The 18,390-nt window shown below is 70.0% G+C and carries 17 protein-coding genes; all 17 read left to right on the top strand.

Annotated elements, in window-relative coordinates:
- Window positions 1-9 precede the first annotated feature (9 nt).
- The 17 genes from aroB to ACLQ2Q_RS04335 all read left to right on the top strand — a co-directional run bounded on the left by aroB (window position 10) and on the right by ACLQ2Q_RS04335 (window position 18,362).
- Window positions 10-1,086, top strand: coding sequence for a 3-dehydroquinate synthase (gene aroB, locus ACLQ2Q_RS04415; protein WP_425818314.1), 1,077 nt, complete (start codon window positions 10-12; stop codon window positions 1,084-1,086).
- Window positions 1,083-1,616: a GNAT family N-acetyltransferase gene (locus tag ACLQ2Q_RS04410; RefSeq protein ID WP_425818312.1), complete on the top strand. Its 534-nt coding sequence runs from the start codon at window positions 1,083-1,085 to the stop codon at window positions 1,614-1,616. Before aroB ends, ACLQ2Q_RS04410 begins: the two co-directional genes overlap by 4 nt.
- A gap of 40 nt (window positions 1,617-1,656) precedes the next feature.
- Window positions 1,657-2,115, top strand: a complete 459-nt coding sequence (gene aroQ, locus ACLQ2Q_RS04405; protein WP_425818310.1) for a type II 3-dehydroquinate dehydratase — start codon at window positions 1,657-1,659, stop codon at window positions 2,113-2,115.
- 108 nt (window positions 2,116-2,223) lie between these two features.
- Window positions 2,224-2,784: an elongation factor P gene (efp, locus tag ACLQ2Q_RS04400; RefSeq protein WP_425818308.1), complete on the top strand. Its 561-nt coding sequence runs from the start codon at window positions 2,224-2,226 to the stop codon at window positions 2,782-2,784.
- A gap of 19 nt (window positions 2,785-2,803) precedes the next feature.
- The gene (gene nusB / locus ACLQ2Q_RS04395) at window positions 2,804-3,214 is read left to right on the top strand and encodes a transcription antitermination factor NusB (protein WP_425818306.1); all 411 of its coding nucleotides are present in this window, start codon (window positions 2,804-2,806) and stop codon (window positions 3,212-3,214) included.
- A gap of 72 nt (window positions 3,215-3,286) precedes the next feature.
- A complete protein-coding gene (locus tag ACLQ2Q_RS04390; protein ID WP_425818304.1) occupies window positions 3,287-4,861 on the top strand; it encodes a Rieske 2Fe-2S domain-containing protein in 1,575 nt (524 codons plus the stop codon).
- Between the two features lie 162 nt (window positions 4,862-5,023).
- Window positions 5,024-5,572, top strand: coding sequence for a bifunctional pyr operon transcriptional regulator/uracil phosphoribosyltransferase PyrR (gene pyrR, locus ACLQ2Q_RS04385; protein ID WP_425818302.1), 549 nt, complete (start codon window positions 5,024-5,026; stop codon window positions 5,570-5,572).
- On the top strand, window positions 5,569-6,528 hold the full coding sequence (locus ACLQ2Q_RS04380; RefSeq protein WP_425818301.1) for an aspartate carbamoyltransferase catalytic subunit: 960 nt from the start codon (window positions 5,569-5,571) through the stop codon (window positions 6,526-6,528). Before pyrR ends, ACLQ2Q_RS04380 begins: the two co-directional genes overlap by 4 nt.
- On the top strand, window positions 6,525-7,832 hold the full coding sequence (locus ACLQ2Q_RS04375) for a dihydroorotase (RefSeq protein ID WP_425818299.1): 1,308 nt from the start codon (window positions 6,525-6,527) through the stop codon (window positions 7,830-7,832). The genes ACLQ2Q_RS04380 and ACLQ2Q_RS04375 overlap by 4 nt, the downstream gene beginning before the upstream one ends.
- Window positions 7,829-8,380 carry a hypothetical protein gene (locus tag ACLQ2Q_RS04370; protein WP_425818297.1) on the top strand — a complete coding sequence of 184 codons (552 nt, stop codon included), beginning with the start codon at window positions 7,829-7,831 and terminating at the stop codon, window positions 8,378-8,380. The genes ACLQ2Q_RS04375 and ACLQ2Q_RS04370 overlap by 4 nt, the downstream gene beginning before the upstream one ends.
- Window positions 8,380-9,591: a glutamine-hydrolyzing carbamoyl-phosphate synthase small subunit gene (carA, locus tag ACLQ2Q_RS04365; protein ID WP_425818295.1), complete on the top strand. Its 1,212-nt coding sequence runs from the start codon at window positions 8,380-8,382 to the stop codon at window positions 9,589-9,591. Before ACLQ2Q_RS04370 ends, carA begins: the two co-directional genes overlap by 1 nt.
- Complete coding sequence (gene carB, locus ACLQ2Q_RS04360) at window positions 9,591-12,899, top strand: carbamoyl-phosphate synthase large subunit (protein WP_425818293.1); 3,309 nt, start codon at window positions 9,591-9,593, stop codon at window positions 12,897-12,899. Before carA ends, carB begins: the two co-directional genes overlap by 1 nt.
- Window positions 12,896-13,765, top strand: a complete 870-nt coding sequence (gene pyrF / locus ACLQ2Q_RS04355) for an orotidine-5'-phosphate decarboxylase (RefSeq protein ID WP_425818291.1) — start codon at window positions 12,896-12,898, stop codon at window positions 13,763-13,765. The genes carB and pyrF overlap by 4 nt, the downstream gene beginning before the upstream one ends.
- Complete coding sequence (gmk, locus tag ACLQ2Q_RS04350; protein ID WP_425818289.1) at window positions 13,758-14,675, top strand: guanylate kinase; 918 nt, start codon at window positions 13,758-13,760, stop codon at window positions 14,673-14,675. Before pyrF ends, gmk begins: the two co-directional genes overlap by 8 nt.
- 80 nt (window positions 14,676-14,755) lie before the next feature.
- The gene (gene rpoZ / locus ACLQ2Q_RS04345; protein ID WP_425818287.1) at window positions 14,756-15,013 is read left to right on the top strand and encodes a DNA-directed RNA polymerase subunit omega; all 258 of its coding nucleotides are present in this window, start codon (window positions 14,756-14,758) and stop codon (window positions 15,011-15,013) included.
- Between the two features lie 135 nt (window positions 15,014-15,148).
- Window positions 15,149-16,342: a methionine adenosyltransferase gene (gene metK / locus ACLQ2Q_RS04340; RefSeq protein WP_425818286.1), complete on the top strand. Its 1,194-nt coding sequence runs from the start codon at window positions 15,149-15,151 to the stop codon at window positions 16,340-16,342.
- 34 nt (window positions 16,343-16,376) lie between these two features.
- Window positions 16,377-18,362 (top strand): primosomal protein N', encoded by a 1,986-nt coding sequence (locus ACLQ2Q_RS04335; RefSeq protein ID WP_425818285.1) that lies wholly within the window; start codon window positions 16,377-16,379, stop codon window positions 18,360-18,362.
- Window positions 18,363-18,390: the final 28 nt, after the last annotated feature.

Below are 18,390 nucleotides of genomic sequence, written 5' to 3'. Positions count from 1 at the left end.
GAGAGACGAATGAGCGACACGACCACGATCGCAGTGACGAGCGGGGCGGGGTATGAGATCACGGTCGGCCACGGCGTCCTCTCGACGCTGGGCGCGGTCCTTCCACCCGCCGCGCGCAAAGTGCTCGTCATCCACCCCCCGACGCTCGCCGCCCAGGCCGAGGAGCTGAGGGCGTCGCTGAGCGGCGACCGCGAAGTGCTGCTGGCGGAGATCCCGGATGCCGAGGCCGGCAAGCGGATCGAGGTGGCGGCCTTCTGCTGGCAGGTGCTCGGGAAGGCGGACTTCACGCGCACGGATGCGGTCGTCGGCTTCGGCGGTGGAGCGGTGACGGACCTCGCCGGCTTCGTGGCTGCCACGTGGCTGCGCGGTGTGGCGGTGGTGCAGGTGCCGACGACCGTGCTCGGGATGGTCGATGCGGCCGTCGGCGGCAAGACCGGGGTCAACACCGCCGAGGGGAAGAACCTCGTCGGCGCGTTCTGGGCTCCGCACGCGGTGCTCTGCGACCTGGACGTGCTCTCCACGCTCTCGCGGAACGAGGCGGTCGCCGGCTTCGCCGAGGTGGTCAAGGCCGGCTTCATCTGGTATCCCGAGATCCTCGATCTGGTCGAGGCCGATCCTGCGGAGGCGACGGATGTGACCTCGGCCTCGTTCCGCCGGTGCATCGAGCTGGCCATCGACATGAAGGCCCGCGTCGTGAGCGACGACTTCCGCGAGGCCGGCCTTCGCGAGGTGCTCAACTACGGGCACACGCTGGGGCATGCGATCGAGCACGCGGAGCGGTACCGCTGGCGCCACGGCGCCGCCATATCGGTCGGCATGGTCTTCGCCGCCGAGCTTTCGCGCCTCGCCGGGCGGCTCTCGGATGCCGCGGCGCAGAGGCACCGGGACGTGCTGGACTCGCTCGGGCTACCAACCGCCTACGGCGCGGGCAGATGGCCGACGCTGCTCGCGACCATGCAGCGCGACAAGAAGAGCCGCGGCGGCCTGCTGCGCTTCATCGTGCTCGATGACATCGCCAAGCCCACGGTTCTGCAGGCTCCGGACGAGTCGCTCCTGTTCGCCGCCTACCAGGAAGTGGCGGGGTGAGCAGCCTTCTGGTCCGGCGCATCTTCGCCGACGAGTGGCGCGCTGTTCGCGCACTGCGGCTGGAGTCCACAGCGGACCCCGACGCACCGATCGCCTTCCTGGAGAGCCACGACGAGGTCGCCGCGCGCCCCGACGACTTCTGGCGCACGCGCGCCGCGACGGGGGCGGAGAGCGAGGTCGCCGCGCAGTTCGTCGCGGTCGACGCCGACGAGTGGGTGGGCAGCCTGTCCGTGATCATCCGGGCGAGCGGAGAGGCGGACTACTTCGGCAGGATCGCGGACGATCGTCGCGCCTTCGTCGTGGGGGTCTATGTGCGGCCTCAGCGACGAGGCTCCGGCGCGGTCGACCTGCTGCTGACCGCTGCGGCCGAATGGGCGATGGGGCTCGGGCTCGACCGGCTGCAGCTCGACGTGCATCGCGACAACCCACGCGCACAGGCGGCCTACCGCAGGGCGGGATTCGAGCCCACCGGCGAGACCCTCTCCGGCCCGATCGGGCCGGAGATCGTCATGGCCCGCTCGCTGCCATAGGGCTCCACCCCGACGGCGGCGGCGCTGGTATCGTGCGAACGTGACGACTCCCCGGCGCCTGCTCCTGGTCAACGGACCGAACCTCAACCTCCTCGGCACGCGGGAGCCGGAGCTCTACGGCACCGAGACGCTCGCCGATGTCGAGGCCCTCGTATCCCGGACCGCCGGCCGGTTCGGGTTCGACGTCGAGGCAGTGCAGAGCAACCACGAGGGCGTGCTGATCGACGCCATCCACTCGGCTCGCGAGACATGCGCGGGCATCGTGATCAACCCGGGCGGACTGACCCATACCTCGATCGCTCTCCGGGATGCCCTCTCCGGTGTCGCGCTGCCCGTCGCGGAGGTGCACATCTCCGACATCCACGCGCGCGAGGAGTTCCGCCACCATTCCTATGTGCGGGATGTCGCATCGGTGCACGTCGTCGGCGAGGGTGTGCAAGGGTACGCAACCGCCGTGCGGCTGCTCCTCGACGTGATCACGCGCCGCGCCGACGGCTGAACCCCAGGCCCGGCTCGGGAAGACCGGTAGACTCGAGGGTCGGCGCGCTTGAAAGCCACCTCGCCGATGCTTCGACAAGCTCAGCAACCGAAAGAAGAACTCCAGGCCATGGCATCCACCGCAGACATCAGGAACGGCGTCGTGCTCAGCATCGACGGTCAGCTTTGGAACGTCATCGAGTTCCAGCACGTCAAGCCCGGCAAGGGCGGCGCGTTCGTTCGCACGAAGCTCAAGAACGTGGTCTCGGGCAAGACCGTCGACCGCACCTACAACGCCGGCGCCAAGATCGACATCGAGAACGTCGACCGCCGCGACTTCACCTACCTGTACAACGACGGCGAGGGCTACGTCTTCATGGATGTCGCCGACTACGACCAGCTCACCGTGCCGGCCACGGTCGTCGGGGACGCGGCCAACTTCCTGCTTGAGAACCAGCAGGTGCAGATCGCGCTGAACAACGGCAACCCGCTGTACGTCGAGCTCCCGGCATCCGTCGTTCTGGAGATCACCTACACGGAGCCCGGTCTGCAGGGCGACCGCTCGTCGGCCGGTACCAAGCCCGCGACCGTCGAGACCGGATACGAGATCCAGGTGCCGCTGTTCCTCGAGACCGGCACCAAGGTGAAGGTCGACACGCGAACGGGCGACTACCTCGGGCGCGTGAACTGACGCGGCGGGTGCTGTTCAGATGAGTGCTCGTTCGAAGGCGCGCAAGCGCGCCCTCGACATCCTGTTCCAGGCCGATGTCCGCGGTGACGATGTCGGTGTGACGCTCGCGTCGGAGGCGAAGCGCGCCGCCGCCGAGCCCGCGCGCGAGGCCTCGTGGCTGTACGCCCGCGAGATCGTGGACGGCGTGATCGATCACCGCGACGAGATCGACGAGCAGATCACGACGCACAGCCGGGACTGGAAGCTCGAGCGGATGCCGGCGGTCGATCGCGCGCTGCTGCGCATGGGCGTCTGGGAGGTCCTCTTCAACGACGAGGTCCCCACGGCCGTCGCGATCGACGAGGCTGTCGAGCTCGCGAAGGAATTCTCGACGGACGATTCCGGCGCCTTCGTGCACGGCGTCCTCGCGCGCGTCGCCCGCACGAGCTGACGGGCCGCCCGGCGCGGACGGTCGCCTCGCTGGGTACCCCTGCCTACACTCGAACCTGAAGGGAGCACATCCATGCGGATCACAGGCCTCGGCCATGCCGGCATGTTCATCGAAACCCTCGGCGGGAGCATCCTCTGCGACCCCGTCCTCGGGCCGACCTTCTTCGGGTCGTGGTTCCCGTTCCCCGACAACCGAGGGCTCGACTGGGAGCGCTTCGGCAAGGCGGACTTCCTGTACGTCTCGCATCGCCACCGGGATCACTTCGACCCCGCCCTGATGGAGCGCTACATTCCGAAGGACATCAAGGTCCTGCTGCCGGACTACCCGACCGATGACCTCGAGCAGGATCTGCGGCGGCTCGGCTACGACAACATCATCTACACGCAGGCCGGCGTCCCCCTGCAGTTCGGGGACCTCAAGCTCATGGTCACCCCGCTCCGCGCGCCGAGCGACGGCCCGATCGGCGACTCGTCGCTGAGCGTCGACGACGGCACCGCGAGCATCCTGAACCAGAACGACTCGCATCCTCTCGACCTGGAGAAGCTGCTGTCCTTCTCCAAGCCTCAGGCGTACTTCACCCAGGTGTCCGGCGCGATCTGGTGGCCGATGGTCTACGACCTGCCGCAGGACGCCAAGCAGAACTTCGCCAAGCTGAAGCGCGACGCACAGGACAAGCGGGCGATGTACTACATCGAGAAGGTGGATGCCGAGCACGTCTTCCCGATGGCCGGGCCCCCGATGTTCCTGCGGGAGGAGCTCTTCCGGTACAACGGGCACGGGCTGGAAGGCGACGCGATCTTCACCGACCAGCGGCAGTTCCTCGCCCACATGAAGGAGCATCGACCCGATCAGAAGGGCTACGAGTTCCTGCCGGGCACCGTGGTCGAGCTGAACGACGGCGACCTCTCGGTCACGCAGACGCTCTACACGGATGCCGAGATCGACCGGATCTTCGACGACAAGTGGTCCTACCTCGCCGAGCAGCGGGACTCGCGGCAGGCGGAGCTCGCGGCGGAGGAGGCCTCCCGGGCCCCGGTGCTGCCACCGGACGAGATGCTCGCCGCGCTCAAGGAGTGGTGGGAGCCGCTGCTGCGCCGCGGCCGCATCTTCCGGGAGGGCGTCGGCGGACCGGTGCGATACACGATCGGCGACCTCGACATGGTCGTGGACTTCCCCAAGGCGAAGCTGCGCGAGTACGCGGGGGAGGAGACCGGCTACTGGTTCACCATCCCGGCCGACCTGGTCTCGACGAACATCCGCGACCGCGAGATCGACTGGTCCAACTCGATCTTCCTGTCGATGCAGTTCCAGGCGGGCCGCGTCGGCAAGTTCAACGAGTTCATCTACACCTTCATGAAGTGCCTGTCGCGCGACCGGATCGAGTACGTCGAGAACTGGTACGCCGAGCAGTCTGACGTGTCGGAGGACGTGCAGCTCGACGACTGGGTCGTTCAGCGCCGCTGCCCGCACCTTCGGGCCGACCTGTCCAAGACCGCGAAGATCGAGGACGGCGTGCTCACGTGCAGCCTGCACGACTGGAAGTGGGACTTGGCCAGCGGTCGCTGCCTGAGCACGCACGGGCATCCCATCCGCTCGCGCACCGCCGAGGACGCCCTCACCCGCGAGGCGGCGCAGCCGGCCGCGTGACGCCGTGCAGGCGGCGCGAGAATCGGGTCGAGCGTCCGAGACTCTGTGCGGCGCGGAGGTTCTCGGTCGCCGCACTGATTCTCGGCGAGCGACGAGCCGAGATAGGCTGAGACAACCAGCAACCTTTAACACCGTCCCGTGAGGCGGAGAAGGGAGCGGCGGATGAGCACGCGAACCGTGCTGCACGAGGCCGACATAGCCCGGGCCCTGACTCGGATCTCGCACGAGATCCTGGAGTCCAACAAGGGACCCGCGGGTCTCGTCCTCCTCGGCATCCCCACTCGGGGCGTCACCCTGGCACGGCGCATCGCCTCCCAGATCGAGCTGTTCGGCGACGAGCCCGTGCCGTGCGGCGCGCTGGATGTGACGATGTACCGCGACGACCTGCACCGCAACCCCACCCGCGCGCCGCAGCGCACCGACATCCCGGACGGCGGGATCGACGGCAAGGTCGTGGTGCTCGTGGATGACGTGCTGTTCTCCGGTCGCAGCATCCGGGCCGCCCTCGATGCGCTGCAGGACATCGGCCGGCCGGCGGCCGTGCGGCTCGCCACCCTCATCGACAGGGGGCACCGCGAACTGCCCATCCGGCCGGACTTCGTCGGCAAGAACCTGCCCAGCGCCCGCGACGAGCGGGTGCAGGTGCGGCTGCGCGAGACCGACGGCGAGGAGTTCGTGTCGATCGCAGCGGAGGGGACGATCGAGTCATGAGGCACCTGCTCGACACCAAGACGCTCTCGCGCGAGGATGCCCTCGGCATCCTCGACATCGCCGAGGACATGGCCGACACCCAGTCCCGCGAGGTCAAGAAGCTGCCGACGCTGCGCGGCAAGACGGTTGTGAACCTGTTCTTCGAGGACTCGACCCGCACCCGCATCTCGTTCGAGGCCGCCGCCAAGCGCCTGAGCGCCGACGTGATCAACTTCGCCGCCAAGGGCTCGAGCGTGTCGAAGGGCGAGAGCCTGCAGGACACCGCTCAGACGCTGCAGGCGATGGGGGCGGATGCCGTGGTGATCCGGCACGGCGCCTCCGGCGCACCGCGCACCCTGGCCTCCAGCGGCTGGATCACCGCCGGGGTGGTCAACGCCGGCGACGGCACCCACGAGCACCCCACTCAGGCCCTGCTGGACGCCTTCACGATGCGCAAGCGCCGGCACGGGGCGGCGAGCCGCGGGCGCGACCTCGAGGGCCTGCGGGTCACCATCGTCGGCGACATCCTGCACTCTCGCGTCGCCCGCTCGAACGTGTGGCTGCTCGATGCCCTGGGCGCCGAAGTGACGCTGGTCGCTCCGCCGACACTGGTGCCGCAGGATGTGTCGGCGTGGCCGGTGCGGGTGGTCTACGACCTCGACGAGGCGATCGCCGCCGATCCCGACGCCCTCATGATGCTGCGCATCCAGCTGGAGCGGATGAACGCCGCCTACTTCCCGTCGGAACGCGAGTACGCGAGGCGATGGGGTCTCGACGCGGGTCGGCTGGCGATGCTGCCCGCGGATACGATGGTGATGCACCCCGGTCCCATGAATCGCGGGCTCGAGATCTCATCGGATGCCGCCGACTCGCCGCGCTCCACGGTGCTCGAGCAGGTCGCGAACGGCGTCTCGGTGCGGATGGCCGTGCTCTATCTGCTGCTCACTGGCGACCTGACGAACGAGGGGGGACGATGAGCGAGACGCTCCTCATCGCAGGCGCGCGCATCGAGGGCGGCGACGCCGCCGATCTGATCGTCGAGGGCGGCCGGATCGTGGAAGCGGGCACCGGGCTCTCACGCGCCGGCGCGACGCGCATCGACGCCGACGGACTCGTGGCGCTTCCCGGGCTGGTCGATCTGCACACGCACCTGCGCGAGCCGGGCTACGAGGTGTCGGAGACGATCCTCTCCGGCACCCGCGCGGCCGCCGCCGGAGGATTCACCGCCGTCTTCGCCATGCCCAACACCTCACCGGTGGCTGACACCGCCGGAGTCGTCGAGCAGGAACTCGCCCTCGGCGAGGCAGCCGGCTACGCGACGGTGCAGCCGATCGGCGCCGTGACGGTCGGCCAGAAGGGCGAGCGACTCGCCGAACTCGGCGCCATGGCGTCTTCCCGCGCGCGCGTTCGCGTCTTCAGCGATGACGGCTTCTGCGTCTGGGATCCGCTGATCATGCGGCGAGCGCTCGAGTACGTGAAGGCCTTCGACGGCGTGATCGCCCAGCACGCCCAGGACCCGCGCCTCACCGAGGGCGCCCAGATGAACGAGGGCGCCGTGTCGGCCGAGCTCGGGCTGGCCGGCTGGCCGGCGGTGGCCGAGGAGTCGATCATCGCCCGCGACGTGCTGCTGGCCGAGCACGTCGGCTCGCGCCTGCACGTCTGCCACCTCTCCACAGCGGGCTCGGTGGATATCATCCGGTGGGCCAAGAAGCGCGGCATCCGCGTGACCGCGGAGGTGACCCCGCACCACCTTCTGCTGAACGAGGAGCTCGTGCGCGGCTACGACGCCCGGTACAAGGTCAACCCGCCGCTGCGTCGCGAGGAGGATGTGCTCGCCGTGCGGGAGGGCCTCGCCGATGGGACGATCGACATCGTCGCCACCGACCACGCTCCGCATCCCTCCGAGCACAAGACGTGCGAATGGCCGGCGGCCGCCAACGGCATGGTGGGGCTGGAGAGCGCCCTGCACGTCGTGCAGAAGGCCGTCGTCGACACCGGGATGCTGTCGTGGGCCGACGTCGCGCGCGTGCTGTCGAAGACGCCGGCGCGGATCGGACTGCTGGACGGTCACGGCACCCCTCTCGACGTCGGTCAGCCCGCCGAGCTGACGCTCTACGATCCGCGCACCACGAGCGTCTTCTCGGCATCCGACCTGCACGGCCGCAGCAGGAACTCGCCCTACCTCGGCACCGAGCTGCCTGGTCGCGTCGTGTGGACGATCCACCGCGGGGCGCCGACCGTCGCCGACGGCGTCCTCGCCGAGCACGGGGTGCGCGCATGACGCGCGAGGCCGCCGTGCTGGTGATGGTCGGTGTCGCGCTGCTCGTCCTCGTCGCCATGCTGTGGGGCTGGCGTCGCCGGAGGGGCCGCGACGCCGGTCTGCAGGCGCCGCTCGGCGACATCCCCGCCGGCGCGGAGGTGCTGGCGACGGCCGAGGGCCTGTACGTGGCGACGACCGCGCACGACAGGCCGCTCGACCGCCTGAGCATCCGCCCCCTCGCCTTCCGCTCGCGGGTCACGGTCACCGTGACGAGCGCCGGTGTCGCGCTGGACATGCCGGGCGCCCCGCGGGTGTTCGTCGCCAGGGACCGCCTCCGTGCCGTCGGCCGGGCCACCTGGACCATCGATCGGGTGGTGGAGCCCGGCGGACTTCCCTTTCTCGCCTGGGAGGTCACCGACGAGGTGACCGCCGACAGCTACTTCCGCGTGCAGGATGCCGACCCGGCGACGGTGCTCGATGCCGTCGCGCAGCTGCTGCCTCCCGGCGGAACCCCACCGATCACCGACGCCTCTCGCCGCGCCGATCAGCCCCAGACGGGACAGGAATAATGACCTCCGCCTTCGCAGCCTCCCTCCGCAGCCCCGAACCCGCCGTGCTCGTGCTCGAGGACGGAACCCGCCACAACGGCCGCGCCTATGGCGCGCGCGGCACGACGGTCGGCGAGGTCGTGTTCGCAACGGGGATGACGGGCTACCAGGAGACGCTGACCGATCCCTCGTATGCCGGGCAGATCGTGCTGCAGACCGCACCGCACATCGGCAACACCGGGATGAACGCCGAGGACGAGGAGTCGCGGCGGATCTGGGTCTCGGGGTACATCGTGCGCGACCCGTCCCGCATCGTCTCGAACTGGCGGTCGGAGGAGTCCCTCGACAACGCGCTCGTCACCGACGGCGTCGTGGGCATCAGTGGCATCGACACCCGCGCCGTGACGCGCCACATCCGCTCGGCGGGCAGCATGCGCGGCGGGATCTTCTCGGGGGATGCGGCTGCGCTGAGCGCCGACGCCCAGCTGGCGCTGGTCGCCCAGGCACCGAACATGGCCGGGCTCAACCTCTCGGCATCCGTCTCCGTGCCGGCCGCGGAGGTGACGGCGGCGACGGTTCAGAAGATCGGCAACCTCGCCGTACTGGACCTCGGCGTCAAGCAGGCCACGATCAACAATCTCGCCGCCCGGGGATTCGACGTGCACGTGCTGCCGCAGGACGTGACGCTCGAGCAGCTGCTCGCGATCGAGCCTGTCGCGGTGTTCTACTCGAACGGCCCCGGCGACCCCGCCGCGAGCGATGACCATGTCCAGCTGCTGCGGGGCGTGCTGGATGAGAAGCTGCCGTTCTTCGGCATCTGCTTCGGCAACCAGCTGCTCGGGCGGGCGCTCGGCTTCGGCACGTACAAGCTGCCCTTCGGCCACCGCGGGATCAACCAGCCGGTGCTCGACAAGCAGACCGGACGCGTGGAGATCACCGCGCACAACCACGGCTTCGCCGTCGACGCGCCCCTGGAGGGCGTCACCGACAGCCCCAACGGCTACGGGCGGGTGGAGGTCAGCCACGTCGGGCTCAACGACAACGTGGTCGAGGGCCTTCGCGCCCTCGACATCCCGGCCTTCTCCGTGCAGTACCACCCCGAGGCCGCCGCAGGACCGCACGATGCCAACTACCTCTTCGACCGCTTCGCCGAGCTCGTGCTGACCACAATCGATGAGCGCCCGCAGCGAGACCAAGCGTCAGCGACCGACCTCTCCGAGGGGAACAAGTAATGCCCAAGCGCGACGACATCGCCAGCGTGCTCGTCATCGGCTCCGGTCCCATCGTGATCGGCCAGGCGGCCGAGTTCGACTACTCGGGCACCCAGGCGTGCCGCGTGCTGCGCGAGGAGGGCGTTCGCGTCATCCTCGTCAACCCGAACCCGGCGACGATCATGACCGACCCTGACTTCGCCGACGCGACGTACGTCGAGCCGATCACCTGGCAGGTGCTCGAGACGATCATCGCGAAGGAGAAGCCCGACGCGATCCTTCCGACCCTGGGTGGCCAGACGGCGCTCAACGCCGCGATCGAGCTGCACAACCACGGGATCCTGGAGAAGTACGACGTCGAGCTGATCGGCGCCAACTTCGAGGCCATCAACAAGGGCGAGGACCGCCAGATCTTCAAGCAGCTCGTGCTCGACGCGGGGGCGGATGTCGCGGCCAGCAGGATCGCGCACACCATGGACGAGTGCCTCGCCGCCGCGGAGGAACTCGGCTACCCGCTGGTCGTGCGGCCGAGCTTCACGATGGGCGGTCTCGGCTCCGGCTTCGCGTACGACGAACGCGACCTGCGCCGCATCGCCGGCGCGGGCCTGCACGACTCGCCGACGCACGAGGTGCTGCTGGAGGAATCGATCCTCGGGTGGAAGGAGTACGAGCTCGAGCTCATGCGCGACACCGCCGACAACACGGTGGTCGTCTGCTCGATCGAGAACGTCGACCCCGTCGGCGTGCACACGGGCGACTCGATCACGGTGGCGCCCGCGCTCACGCTCACCGACCGCGAGTACCAGAACCTGCGCGACATCGGCATCGACATCATCCGCGCCGTCGGCGTCGACACCGGCGGCTGCAATATCCAGTTCGCCGTCAATCCGGCCGACGGCCGCGTGATCGTCATCGAGATGAACCCGCGGGTGTCGCGCTCCTCGGCGCTCGCTTCCAAGGCCACCGGCTTCCCGATCGCCAAGATCGCCGCGAAGCTCGCGATCGGCTACCGGCTCGATGAGATTCCCAATGACATCACCAAGGTCACGCCGGCGAGTTTCGAGCCGACGCTGGACTACGTCGTCGTGAAGGTTCCGCGCTTCGCGTTCGAGAAGTTCCCCGCCGCCGACACGACGCTGACGACCACCATGAAGTCGGTCGGCGAGGCCATGGCGATCGGGCGCAACTACGCGACGGCGCTGCAGAAGGCGCTGCGCTCGCTCGAGAAGCGGGGATCGAGCTTCCACTGGGGGGACCCTTCGACAGGCTCAGGGACCGGCGATCTGACGGTCGACGAGCTGATCGAGATCTCCAGGACCCCGACCGACGGGCGGATCATCGCCGTGCAGCAGGCGCTCCGTCTCGGCGGGACCGTGGAGCAGCTGTTCGAGGCCACCGGCATCGACCCGTGGTTCCTCGACCAGATCGTGCTCATCAACGAGGTGGCCGAGTTCGTGCGCGCCGCCCCTGAGCTGGATGCCGACACCCTCCGCATCGCGAAGGAGCACGGCTTCAGCGACGTGCAGGTCGCGCAGCTGCGCGGCACGGGAGAGGCCGAGATTCGCGGCCTGCGGCACGGCTTGGGCCTGCGCCCCGTGTACAAGACGGTCGACACGTGCGCGGGGGAGTTCCCCGCACTCACGCCCTACCATTACTCCAGCTACGACTTCGAGACGGAGGTGGAGCCGTCGGACCGCCGCAAGATCGTCATCATCGGCTCCGGCCCCAACCGCATCGGGCAGGGCGTCGAGTTCGACTACTCGTGCGTGCAGGCATCGTTCGCGCTCTCCGACGCCGGGTATGAGACCGTCATGGTCAACTGCAACCCCGAAACGGTCTCGACGGACTACGACACCAGCGACCGCCTGTACTTCGAGCCGCTCACCCTGGAGGACGTGCTCGAGGTGCTGCACGCGGAGGGCGCCTCGGGTGAGATCTACGGCGTCATCTGCCAGCTCGGCGGGCAGACGCCGCTCGGCCTCGCCAAGGGCATCGAGGAGGCGGGCTACCGCATCCTGGGCACGAGTCCCGAGGCCATCGACCTCGCCGAGGAGCGTCAGCTGTTCAGCGACATCCTGGATGCCGCCGGCCTTCTCGCGCCGCGGCACGGCACCGCCATCGATGTGCACGGAGCGGTCAAGGTCGCCGAGGACATCGGATATCCGATCCTCGTGCGCCCGAGCTTCGTGCTCGGCGGCCGCGGCATGGAGATCGTCTACGACACCCAGTCGCTGCGCGACTACTTCGTGCGCACGGCCGGTGAGGTGATCGTCGGCCCCGGGATGCCGCTGCTGGTCGACCGCTTCCTGGACGACGCCATCGAACTCGACGTCGACGCCCTCTACGACGGTTCGGAGCTCTACATCGGCGGAGTGATGGAGCACCTCGAAGAGGCCGGCATCCACTCGGGCGACTCCAGCTGCACGCTCCCGCCCATCTCGCTCGGTCGCACCGAGGTCGACCGCGTACGCGACGCCACGCTGGCGATCGCGCAGGGCGTCGGCGTGCAGGGCCTGATCAACGTGCAGTTCGCGATCAGCGCCGGCGTGCTCTACGTCATCGAGGCGAACCCGCGCGCCAGCCGCACGGTGCCCTTCGTATCCAAGGCGCTCGGCATCCCGCTCGCCAAGGCCGCCGCCCGCATCATGGCCGGGTCGACGATCGCCGAGCTCAAGGACGAGGGGCTCCTGCCGGTCATCGACGGCTCCCGGGTGCCGCTGGACTCGCCGGTGTCGGTGAAGGAGGCGGTGCTGCCCTTCAAGCGATTCCGCACGAAGGACGGTCAGACGGTCGACTCCGTGCTCGGCCCCGAGATGCGCTCCACCGGAGAGGTCATGGGCATCGACCGCGACTTCCCCCGCGCGTTCGCCAAGAGCCAGGAGGCCGCGTACGGCGGCATGCCCCTCTCGGGCACGGTGTTCATCTCCGTCGCCGACAGCGACAAGCGCGCCGTCATCCTGCCCGCGCACCGGCTGCAGGAGCTCGGCTTCACGCTCGTCGCGACCGAGGGGACGGCCGAGATCCTCGCCCGCAACGGCATCGCGGTGCAAGTGGTCAACAAGTACAGCGCCACCCTCGAGTCCGGCGCCACGAACATCGTGGACCTGATCAACGCCGGCGAGATCGACATCGTCGTGAACACGCCGAGCGGTCGGTCGGCGCGCGCCGACGGCTACGAGATCCGCGCCGCCGCCGTGGCGGCCGACAAGGCGCTCTTCACGACCATGGCCGTGCTCGGCGCGGCCGTGAGCTCGTTCGACGCCGTCCGCGCCGGGTACGACGTCAAGAGCCTGCAGGAGTACGCGGTGGAGCGGGCGGCACGCCTATGAGCGGCGCCCCGGCGTTCGGCATGAGGGTGCGCGAGGTACTGGCGAGCACCGGACCGCTGTGCGTCGGCATCGATCCGCACGAGCGGCTGCTGACCGAGTGGGGACTGGATGCCTCGGCGGCCGGCGCGCGGGAGTTCGGCCTGCGGGTGGTGGATGCCGCGGCCGGCCGGGTCGGCATCGTCAAGCCGCAGGTCTCGTTCTTCGAGCGCTACGGATCCGCTGGCTTCGCCGCGCTCGAGGACGTGCTCGGCGCGGCCCGCGCGGCCGGCCTGCTCGTGATCGCCGACGCCAAGCGCGGCGACATCGGCAGCACCATGGAGGCGTACACCCGTGCGTGGCTGACCCCCGGGTCCCCGCTCGAGGCCGACGCCATGACGGTGAACCCCTTCCTCGGGATCGGAGCGCTGGCCGATACGTTCCGCTTCGCGCTGAAGAACGGCAAGGGCATCTTCGTGCTAGCGGCCACGAGCAACCCGGAGGCCGTCGGTCTGCAGCGCGCCGTGCTCTCCCCGGAGGATGGATCGGCCGTCGGCCGGACGGTCGCCGCGCACATCGTGAGGGAGGTCTCGGCCTTCAACGCCGCCGCGACGCCCGACGGCGCGTGGGCCGGCATCGGCTTCGTGATCGGCGCCACGGTCGATAGAGGGCTCGCCGGCCTGCCGGAGACGATCAGCCCGGTGGCTCCGATCCTCGCGCCGGGGTTCGGCCACCAGGGCGCCCGCCCGGAAGAACTCGACAGCCTTTTCGGACCCACCGCGCCGTCCGTCATCGCATCGGAGAGCAGAAGCCTGCTGTCGTCGGGTGCTGATGGGATGGCGGCGGCAATCGATACCCGCGTCAAGCAGTACAGGAGCACCCATGGCTGACGGCCAGCGACCACCCGAGGTCGACCGTGTCGCCGCATCCCGCAAGGCCGTCGCCGCCCGCCGCGCGCGCGCGAGCCTCAAGCGCGACGTCACCACCCGCGTCGTCTCGCCTCAGGAGCTGCTCCGGCGCGCATACGCCGACCCGTCGTCCCCGGCGGGAACGATGCGCGTCACCGAGTTCCTGACCAGCATCCCGGCCATCGGCGAGGGCAAGCGCGACCGCATCCTCGACGCCCTCGACATCTCCCCGGTCAAGCGGCTCGGCGGGCTGGGCGCGCGGCAGCGCCGCGATCTCGGCCGATGGCTGAATGACCGCCTGCCCGAACCGGGGCCCCGCCCCGGCCGCAGCCGGCTGATCGTGCTGGCAGGACCGACGGCCGTCGGCAAGGGGACCGTCGCCGCATACATCAAGCAGCATTTCCCAGAGATCCATCTGTCGGTTTCGGCGACCACGAGGCCGCCCCGCCCCGGCGAGGTGCACGGCGAGCACTACTTCTTCGTCGACGACGCGGAGTTCGACCGCCTGATCGAGTCCGGGGCGCTGCTCGAGCACGCGACCGTGCACAACAAGTACCGCTACGGCACGCCGCGGGAGCCGATCGAGAGGGCTCTCGCCGCGCAGCAGACGGTGCTGCTGGAGATCGACCTGCAGGGCGCCCGTCAGGTGCTCGAGGCCGAGCCCTCCGCGACGCTCGTGTTCCTGCTGCCTCCCAGCTGGGACGAACTGGTGCAGCGGCTCATCGGCCGCGGCACCGAAGACGCCGAGGAAAGGGCCCGGCGGCTGCGCACCGCACGAACCGAATTGGCCGCTCAAGGGGAGTTCGACTACCGCGTCGTGAACGACGACGTCGCCTCTGCGGCCCGCGAGGTCGTAGAATTGGTGCAGGCGCACGCGCGCAACGCCTCCTGAGCTCCGTCCCAGGGCGTCGCGCGCGCACAACTCGCCGCCGCTTCTCACCGACATCCGTCACGTACACAGGAGGTTTCGCCATGGCCGGAACGAAGAACCAGGGCATCATCGACCCGCCGATCGACAACCTTCTGGACAAGGTCGACTCCAAGTACCAGCTGGTCATCTACGCATCCAAGCGCGCGCGTCAGATCAACGACTACTACTCCGACCTGCACGAGGGAAACCTCTTCGACAACGTCGGTCCGCTCGTCGATTCGTCCGTCGAGGACAAGCCGCTGACCATCGCGCTGCACGAGATCAACGAGGACAAGCTCCGCCTCCGCCACATCGAGTAGCGTGCTGCGGCGCGCACAGCGTCACACAGCTGCATCCGGGCACCGCCATGTCGGTGCCGGGGGGCATACTGGTGCGGACCCGCACCCGAACTCGAGCCCGCCCCGGCGGCTGAGCCGGGCCAACCTGGAGCATCGATGACAGAGCTGCGCCTGTTCACCTCGGAGTCCGTCACCGAGGGACACCCCGACAAGATCTGCGACCAGATCTCCGACAGCATCCTCGATGCGATCCTCTCCGAGGATCCGCTCGGTCGAGTGGCGGTCGAGACGCTGGTCACCACCGGCCTGGTGCACGTCGCCGGCGAAGTGTCGACGCGCGCATACGTCGAGATCCCCGCCCTCGTGAGGGCGGTGGTGAACCGCATCGGCTACACGTCGAGTGACACGGGCTTCGACGGCGATTCCTGCGGGGTCAGCGTCTCGATCGGCGCGCAGTCATCCGATATCGCGGCCGGGGTCGACAAGGCGTTCGAGCGCCGCGAGGGCGGATCCATCGATCCCCACGACGAGCAGGGCGCCGGCGATCAGGGCATCATGTTCGGCTACGCGACGACGGAGACCCCGCAGTTCATGCCGATGGCCTCGTGGACCGCGCACCGCATGGCGGAGCGCCTCGCCGAGGTTCGCCGCTCGGGGGCGCTGCCCTTCCTCCGGCCGGACGGCAAGACGCAGGTCACGCTCGGCTACGACGGCCAGGTTCCCAAGACCGTGGATTCGGTCGTGCTGTCCACTCAGCACCACCCCGACATCTCGCAGAAGGCGCTCCGGGCCGCGGTGCGCGCGGAGGTCATCGACCCGGTGCTCGAGTCCACCGGGCTCGAACTTCCCGATGTCAAGTTCTACATCAACCCCGCCGGCCCGTTCGTGACCGGCGGACCCAAGGGGGACGCCGGGCTCACCGGGCGCAAGATCATCATCGACACCTACGGCGGGGCGTCACGGCACGGGGGCGGGGCGTTCAGCGGCAAGGACCCCTCCAAGGTCGACCGCTCCGCCGCATACGCGATGCGGTGGGTCGCGAAGAACGCCGTCGCCGCCGGCCTCGCCGACCGCCTCGAGGTGCAGATCGCCTACGCCATCGGCAAGGCGAAGCCCGTCGGCGTGTACGTCGAGACGTTCGGGACCGGTCACCTCGACGACGACGCCATCACCCGAGCGATCCTCGAGGTATTCGACCTGCGCCCCAAGGCGATCATCGACCGGCTCGACCTGCTGCGCCCCATCTACGCGCAGACGGCCGCTTACGGGCACTTCGGCCGCGAGCTGCCGGACTTCACCTGGGAGCGTCTCGACCGCGTCGACGAGCTTCGCGCGGCCTCCGGGCTCTGACGAGATGGCTCCGCCTCTCGCCGGGGCGGTAGCGATGCCGCGGCGCGTGGCACGCGTGCTGATCGACTCACCGCTTCCGCAGCTCGATCGACTCTTCGACTACGCGATCCCCGATCACCTCGCCGCAGGGGCGCGGCCGGGCGTGCGCGTGCGGGTGCCGCTGCGCACTGCGGGACGGGTCGTGGATGCCTTCCTCGTGGAGGTCGGAGAGGCAGATGACGCGGAGCGCCCGCTCTCAGAGCTCGATGCCGTCGTCTCCGACGCCGCGGTGCTGCCGCGATCGCTGTACGCCCTGGCGCGCCGCGTCGCGGATCGAGCGGCGGGATCGGCGAGCGACATCCTGCGTCTCGTGGTGCCCAAGCGCCAGGTGCGGGTCGAGAAGGCCTGGCTCGCGGCGGATCCGCCGCCGATGCCCGCCGTCTCCGAGGAGGCCCGCGACTGGGCCGGTCGTGCCCTGACGCCCTTCGCGGGGCTGGCAGACAGACTGGTCGCGGGGGAGCGGCTCGCGCTGGACGCACCGCCCGGTCCCGCCGTGACACCGGCGGGCGGCCAGGTCGGCGCGTGGGCGACGATCCTCGCCGCCGCGGCCGTGCGCGTACTGGCGGAGGGCCGCAGCGCGATCCTCATCGTTCCGGACTACCGGGATCAGGAGCAGCTCGAGGCGGCGCTCGATGGGGTCGTGCCCGACGGCGCCCTGGTGCGGTACGACGCGCGGCGACCGAATCCCGAGCGGTACCGCGGGTTCCTCCGCACACTCGGCGACGCGGCGTGCATCGTGATCGGCAACCGATCCGCCGTGTACGCCCCGGTCGCCGAGCTCGGCCTCGTGGCCGTATGGGACGACGGTGACCCGCTGCTCGAGGAGCCGCTCGCCCCGTACGTCCATCCGCGGGACGCGGCGCTGGTGCGGCAGGAACTCGACGGCGGCGCCCTGCTCCTCGCCGGCCACACCCGAACGACCGACGTGGAGCGGCTGGTGGCGGTCGGCTGGGTGCGCGAGATCGCGGCGACCCGGCGGGCGGCGCCGAAGGTCGTGCTGAGCGCATCGAACGAGGGAGAGTCCCGGTCCGCCCGGGTTCCCTCCGCCGCCTTCCGGGCGGCACGAGTGGCCCTGGAGACGGGCCCCGTGCTCGTGCAGGTGGCCCGTCCTGGTTACTCCCCGGTGCTGGTCTGCGACGACTGCCGCAAGCCGGCCCGGTGCGCCGCCTGCGCCGGTCCGCTGCATGCACCGGGCCCCCGCGCGGTGCCGGTGTGCGGATGGTGTGGGCGGGCGGCGCACGCCTGGGCGTGTCCGCACTGCGAATCCACGAAGCTGCGGCTCGCGTCCTCGGGCAGCGAGCGCACGGCGGACGAGCTCGGCCGCGCCTTCCCCGGCGTACGGGTCATCCTCGCCGACGGCGATCATCAGGTGACCCGGGTCGATGCGCGACCGGCGCTCGTCGTGGCGACGCGCGGCGCGGAGCCCCTCGCCGACGGCGGCTACCGAGCGGTGATCCTGCTCGACGGCGACCGGATGCTGCTCGCCGAGTCGCTGCGCATCGGCGAATCCTGCCTTCGGTGGTGGTCGAACGCGGCCGCCCTGGCGGCCCCCGGCGCGCCCGTGCACCTGGTGGGCGTGACGGGCGCGGTGGCACGCGCACTCGCGACCTGGACCCAGTCGGCCTATGCCCGCGCCGAGCTCGCGGAGCGCGCACCGCTGCGGATGCCGCCGGCGTACCGCGTCGCGCTCGTCGAGGGGGCGCCGATTTCGGTGGATCGTGCCCTCGGGGCGCTGCGGGATGCCGTTCCGGCTCTGCCGGGCGAGGCGGTGCTCGGACCGCTCCCCGACGAGGAGCCCCGCGCCGACATCCCCACCGCGCGCGCCCTGGTGCGCTTCGACTACGCCAGCGGATCCGCGGTCACAGCGAGCCTTCGCTCCTCGGTCGTGGGCGAGGCGCTGCGGTCCCGCCGCGCGGTGAAGGGACGCACGCCGCGGAATACACTCAGAGTGCGGGTCGACGTCGTCGATCCGGAGCTGTGAGGTCCGGCGTCGCCCGGCCTCGACCCAA

Origin of the sequence: Microbacterium sp. DT81.1, assembly GCF_049844955.1 — a bacterium.
GTDB lineage: Bacteria > Actinomycetota > Actinomycetes > Actinomycetales > Microbacteriaceae > Microbacterium.
Note: the sequence above shows the minus strand (reverse complement) of the source record. Positions and strands in the feature narration are given on the sequence as shown.

Coding starts and splice junctions, on each gene's coding strand:
- efp (WP_425818308.1), top strand. CDS start 2,224: ATGGCATCCACCGCAGACATCAGGAACGGCGTCGTGCTCAGCATCGAC.
- ACLQ2Q_RS04370 (WP_425818297.1), top strand. CDS start 7,829: ATGACGCGCGAGGCCGCCGTGCTGGTGATGGTCGGTGTCGCGCTGCTC.
- nusB (WP_425818306.1), top strand. CDS start 2,804: ATGAGTGCTCGTTCGAAGGCGCGCAAGCGCGCCCTCGACATCCTGTTC.
- ACLQ2Q_RS04335 (WP_425818285.1), top strand. CDS start 16,377: ATGCCGCGGCGCGTGGCACGCGTGCTGATCGACTCACCGCTTCCGCAG.
- carA (WP_425818295.1), top strand. CDS start 8,380: ATGACCTCCGCCTTCGCAGCCTCCCTCCGCAGCCCCGAACCCGCCGTG.
- aroB (WP_425818314.1), top strand. CDS start 10: ATGAGCGACACGACCACGATCGCAGTGACGAGCGGGGCGGGGTATGAG.
- pyrF (WP_425818291.1), top strand. CDS start 12,896: ATGAGCGGCGCCCCGGCGTTCGGCATGAGGGTGCGCGAGGTACTGGCG.
- pyrR (WP_425818302.1), top strand. CDS start 5,024: ATGAGCACGCGAACCGTGCTGCACGAGGCCGACATAGCCCGGGCCCTG.
- gmk (WP_425818289.1), top strand. CDS start 13,758: ATGGCTGACGGCCAGCGACCACCCGAGGTCGACCGTGTCGCCGCATCC.
- ACLQ2Q_RS04390 (WP_425818304.1), top strand. CDS start 3,287: ATGCGGATCACAGGCCTCGGCCATGCCGGCATGTTCATCGAAACCCTC.
- metK (WP_425818286.1), top strand. CDS start 15,149: ATGACAGAGCTGCGCCTGTTCACCTCGGAGTCCGTCACCGAGGGACAC.
- ACLQ2Q_RS04380 (WP_425818301.1), top strand. CDS start 5,569: ATGAGGCACCTGCTCGACACCAAGACGCTCTCGCGCGAGGATGCCCTC.
- carB (WP_425818293.1), top strand. CDS start 9,591: ATGCCCAAGCGCGACGACATCGCCAGCGTGCTCGTCATCGGCTCCGGT.
- ACLQ2Q_RS04375 (WP_425818299.1), top strand. CDS start 6,525: ATGAGCGAGACGCTCCTCATCGCAGGCGCGCGCATCGAGGGCGGCGAC.
- rpoZ (WP_425818287.1), top strand. CDS start 14,756: ATGGCCGGAACGAAGAACCAGGGCATCATCGACCCGCCGATCGACAAC.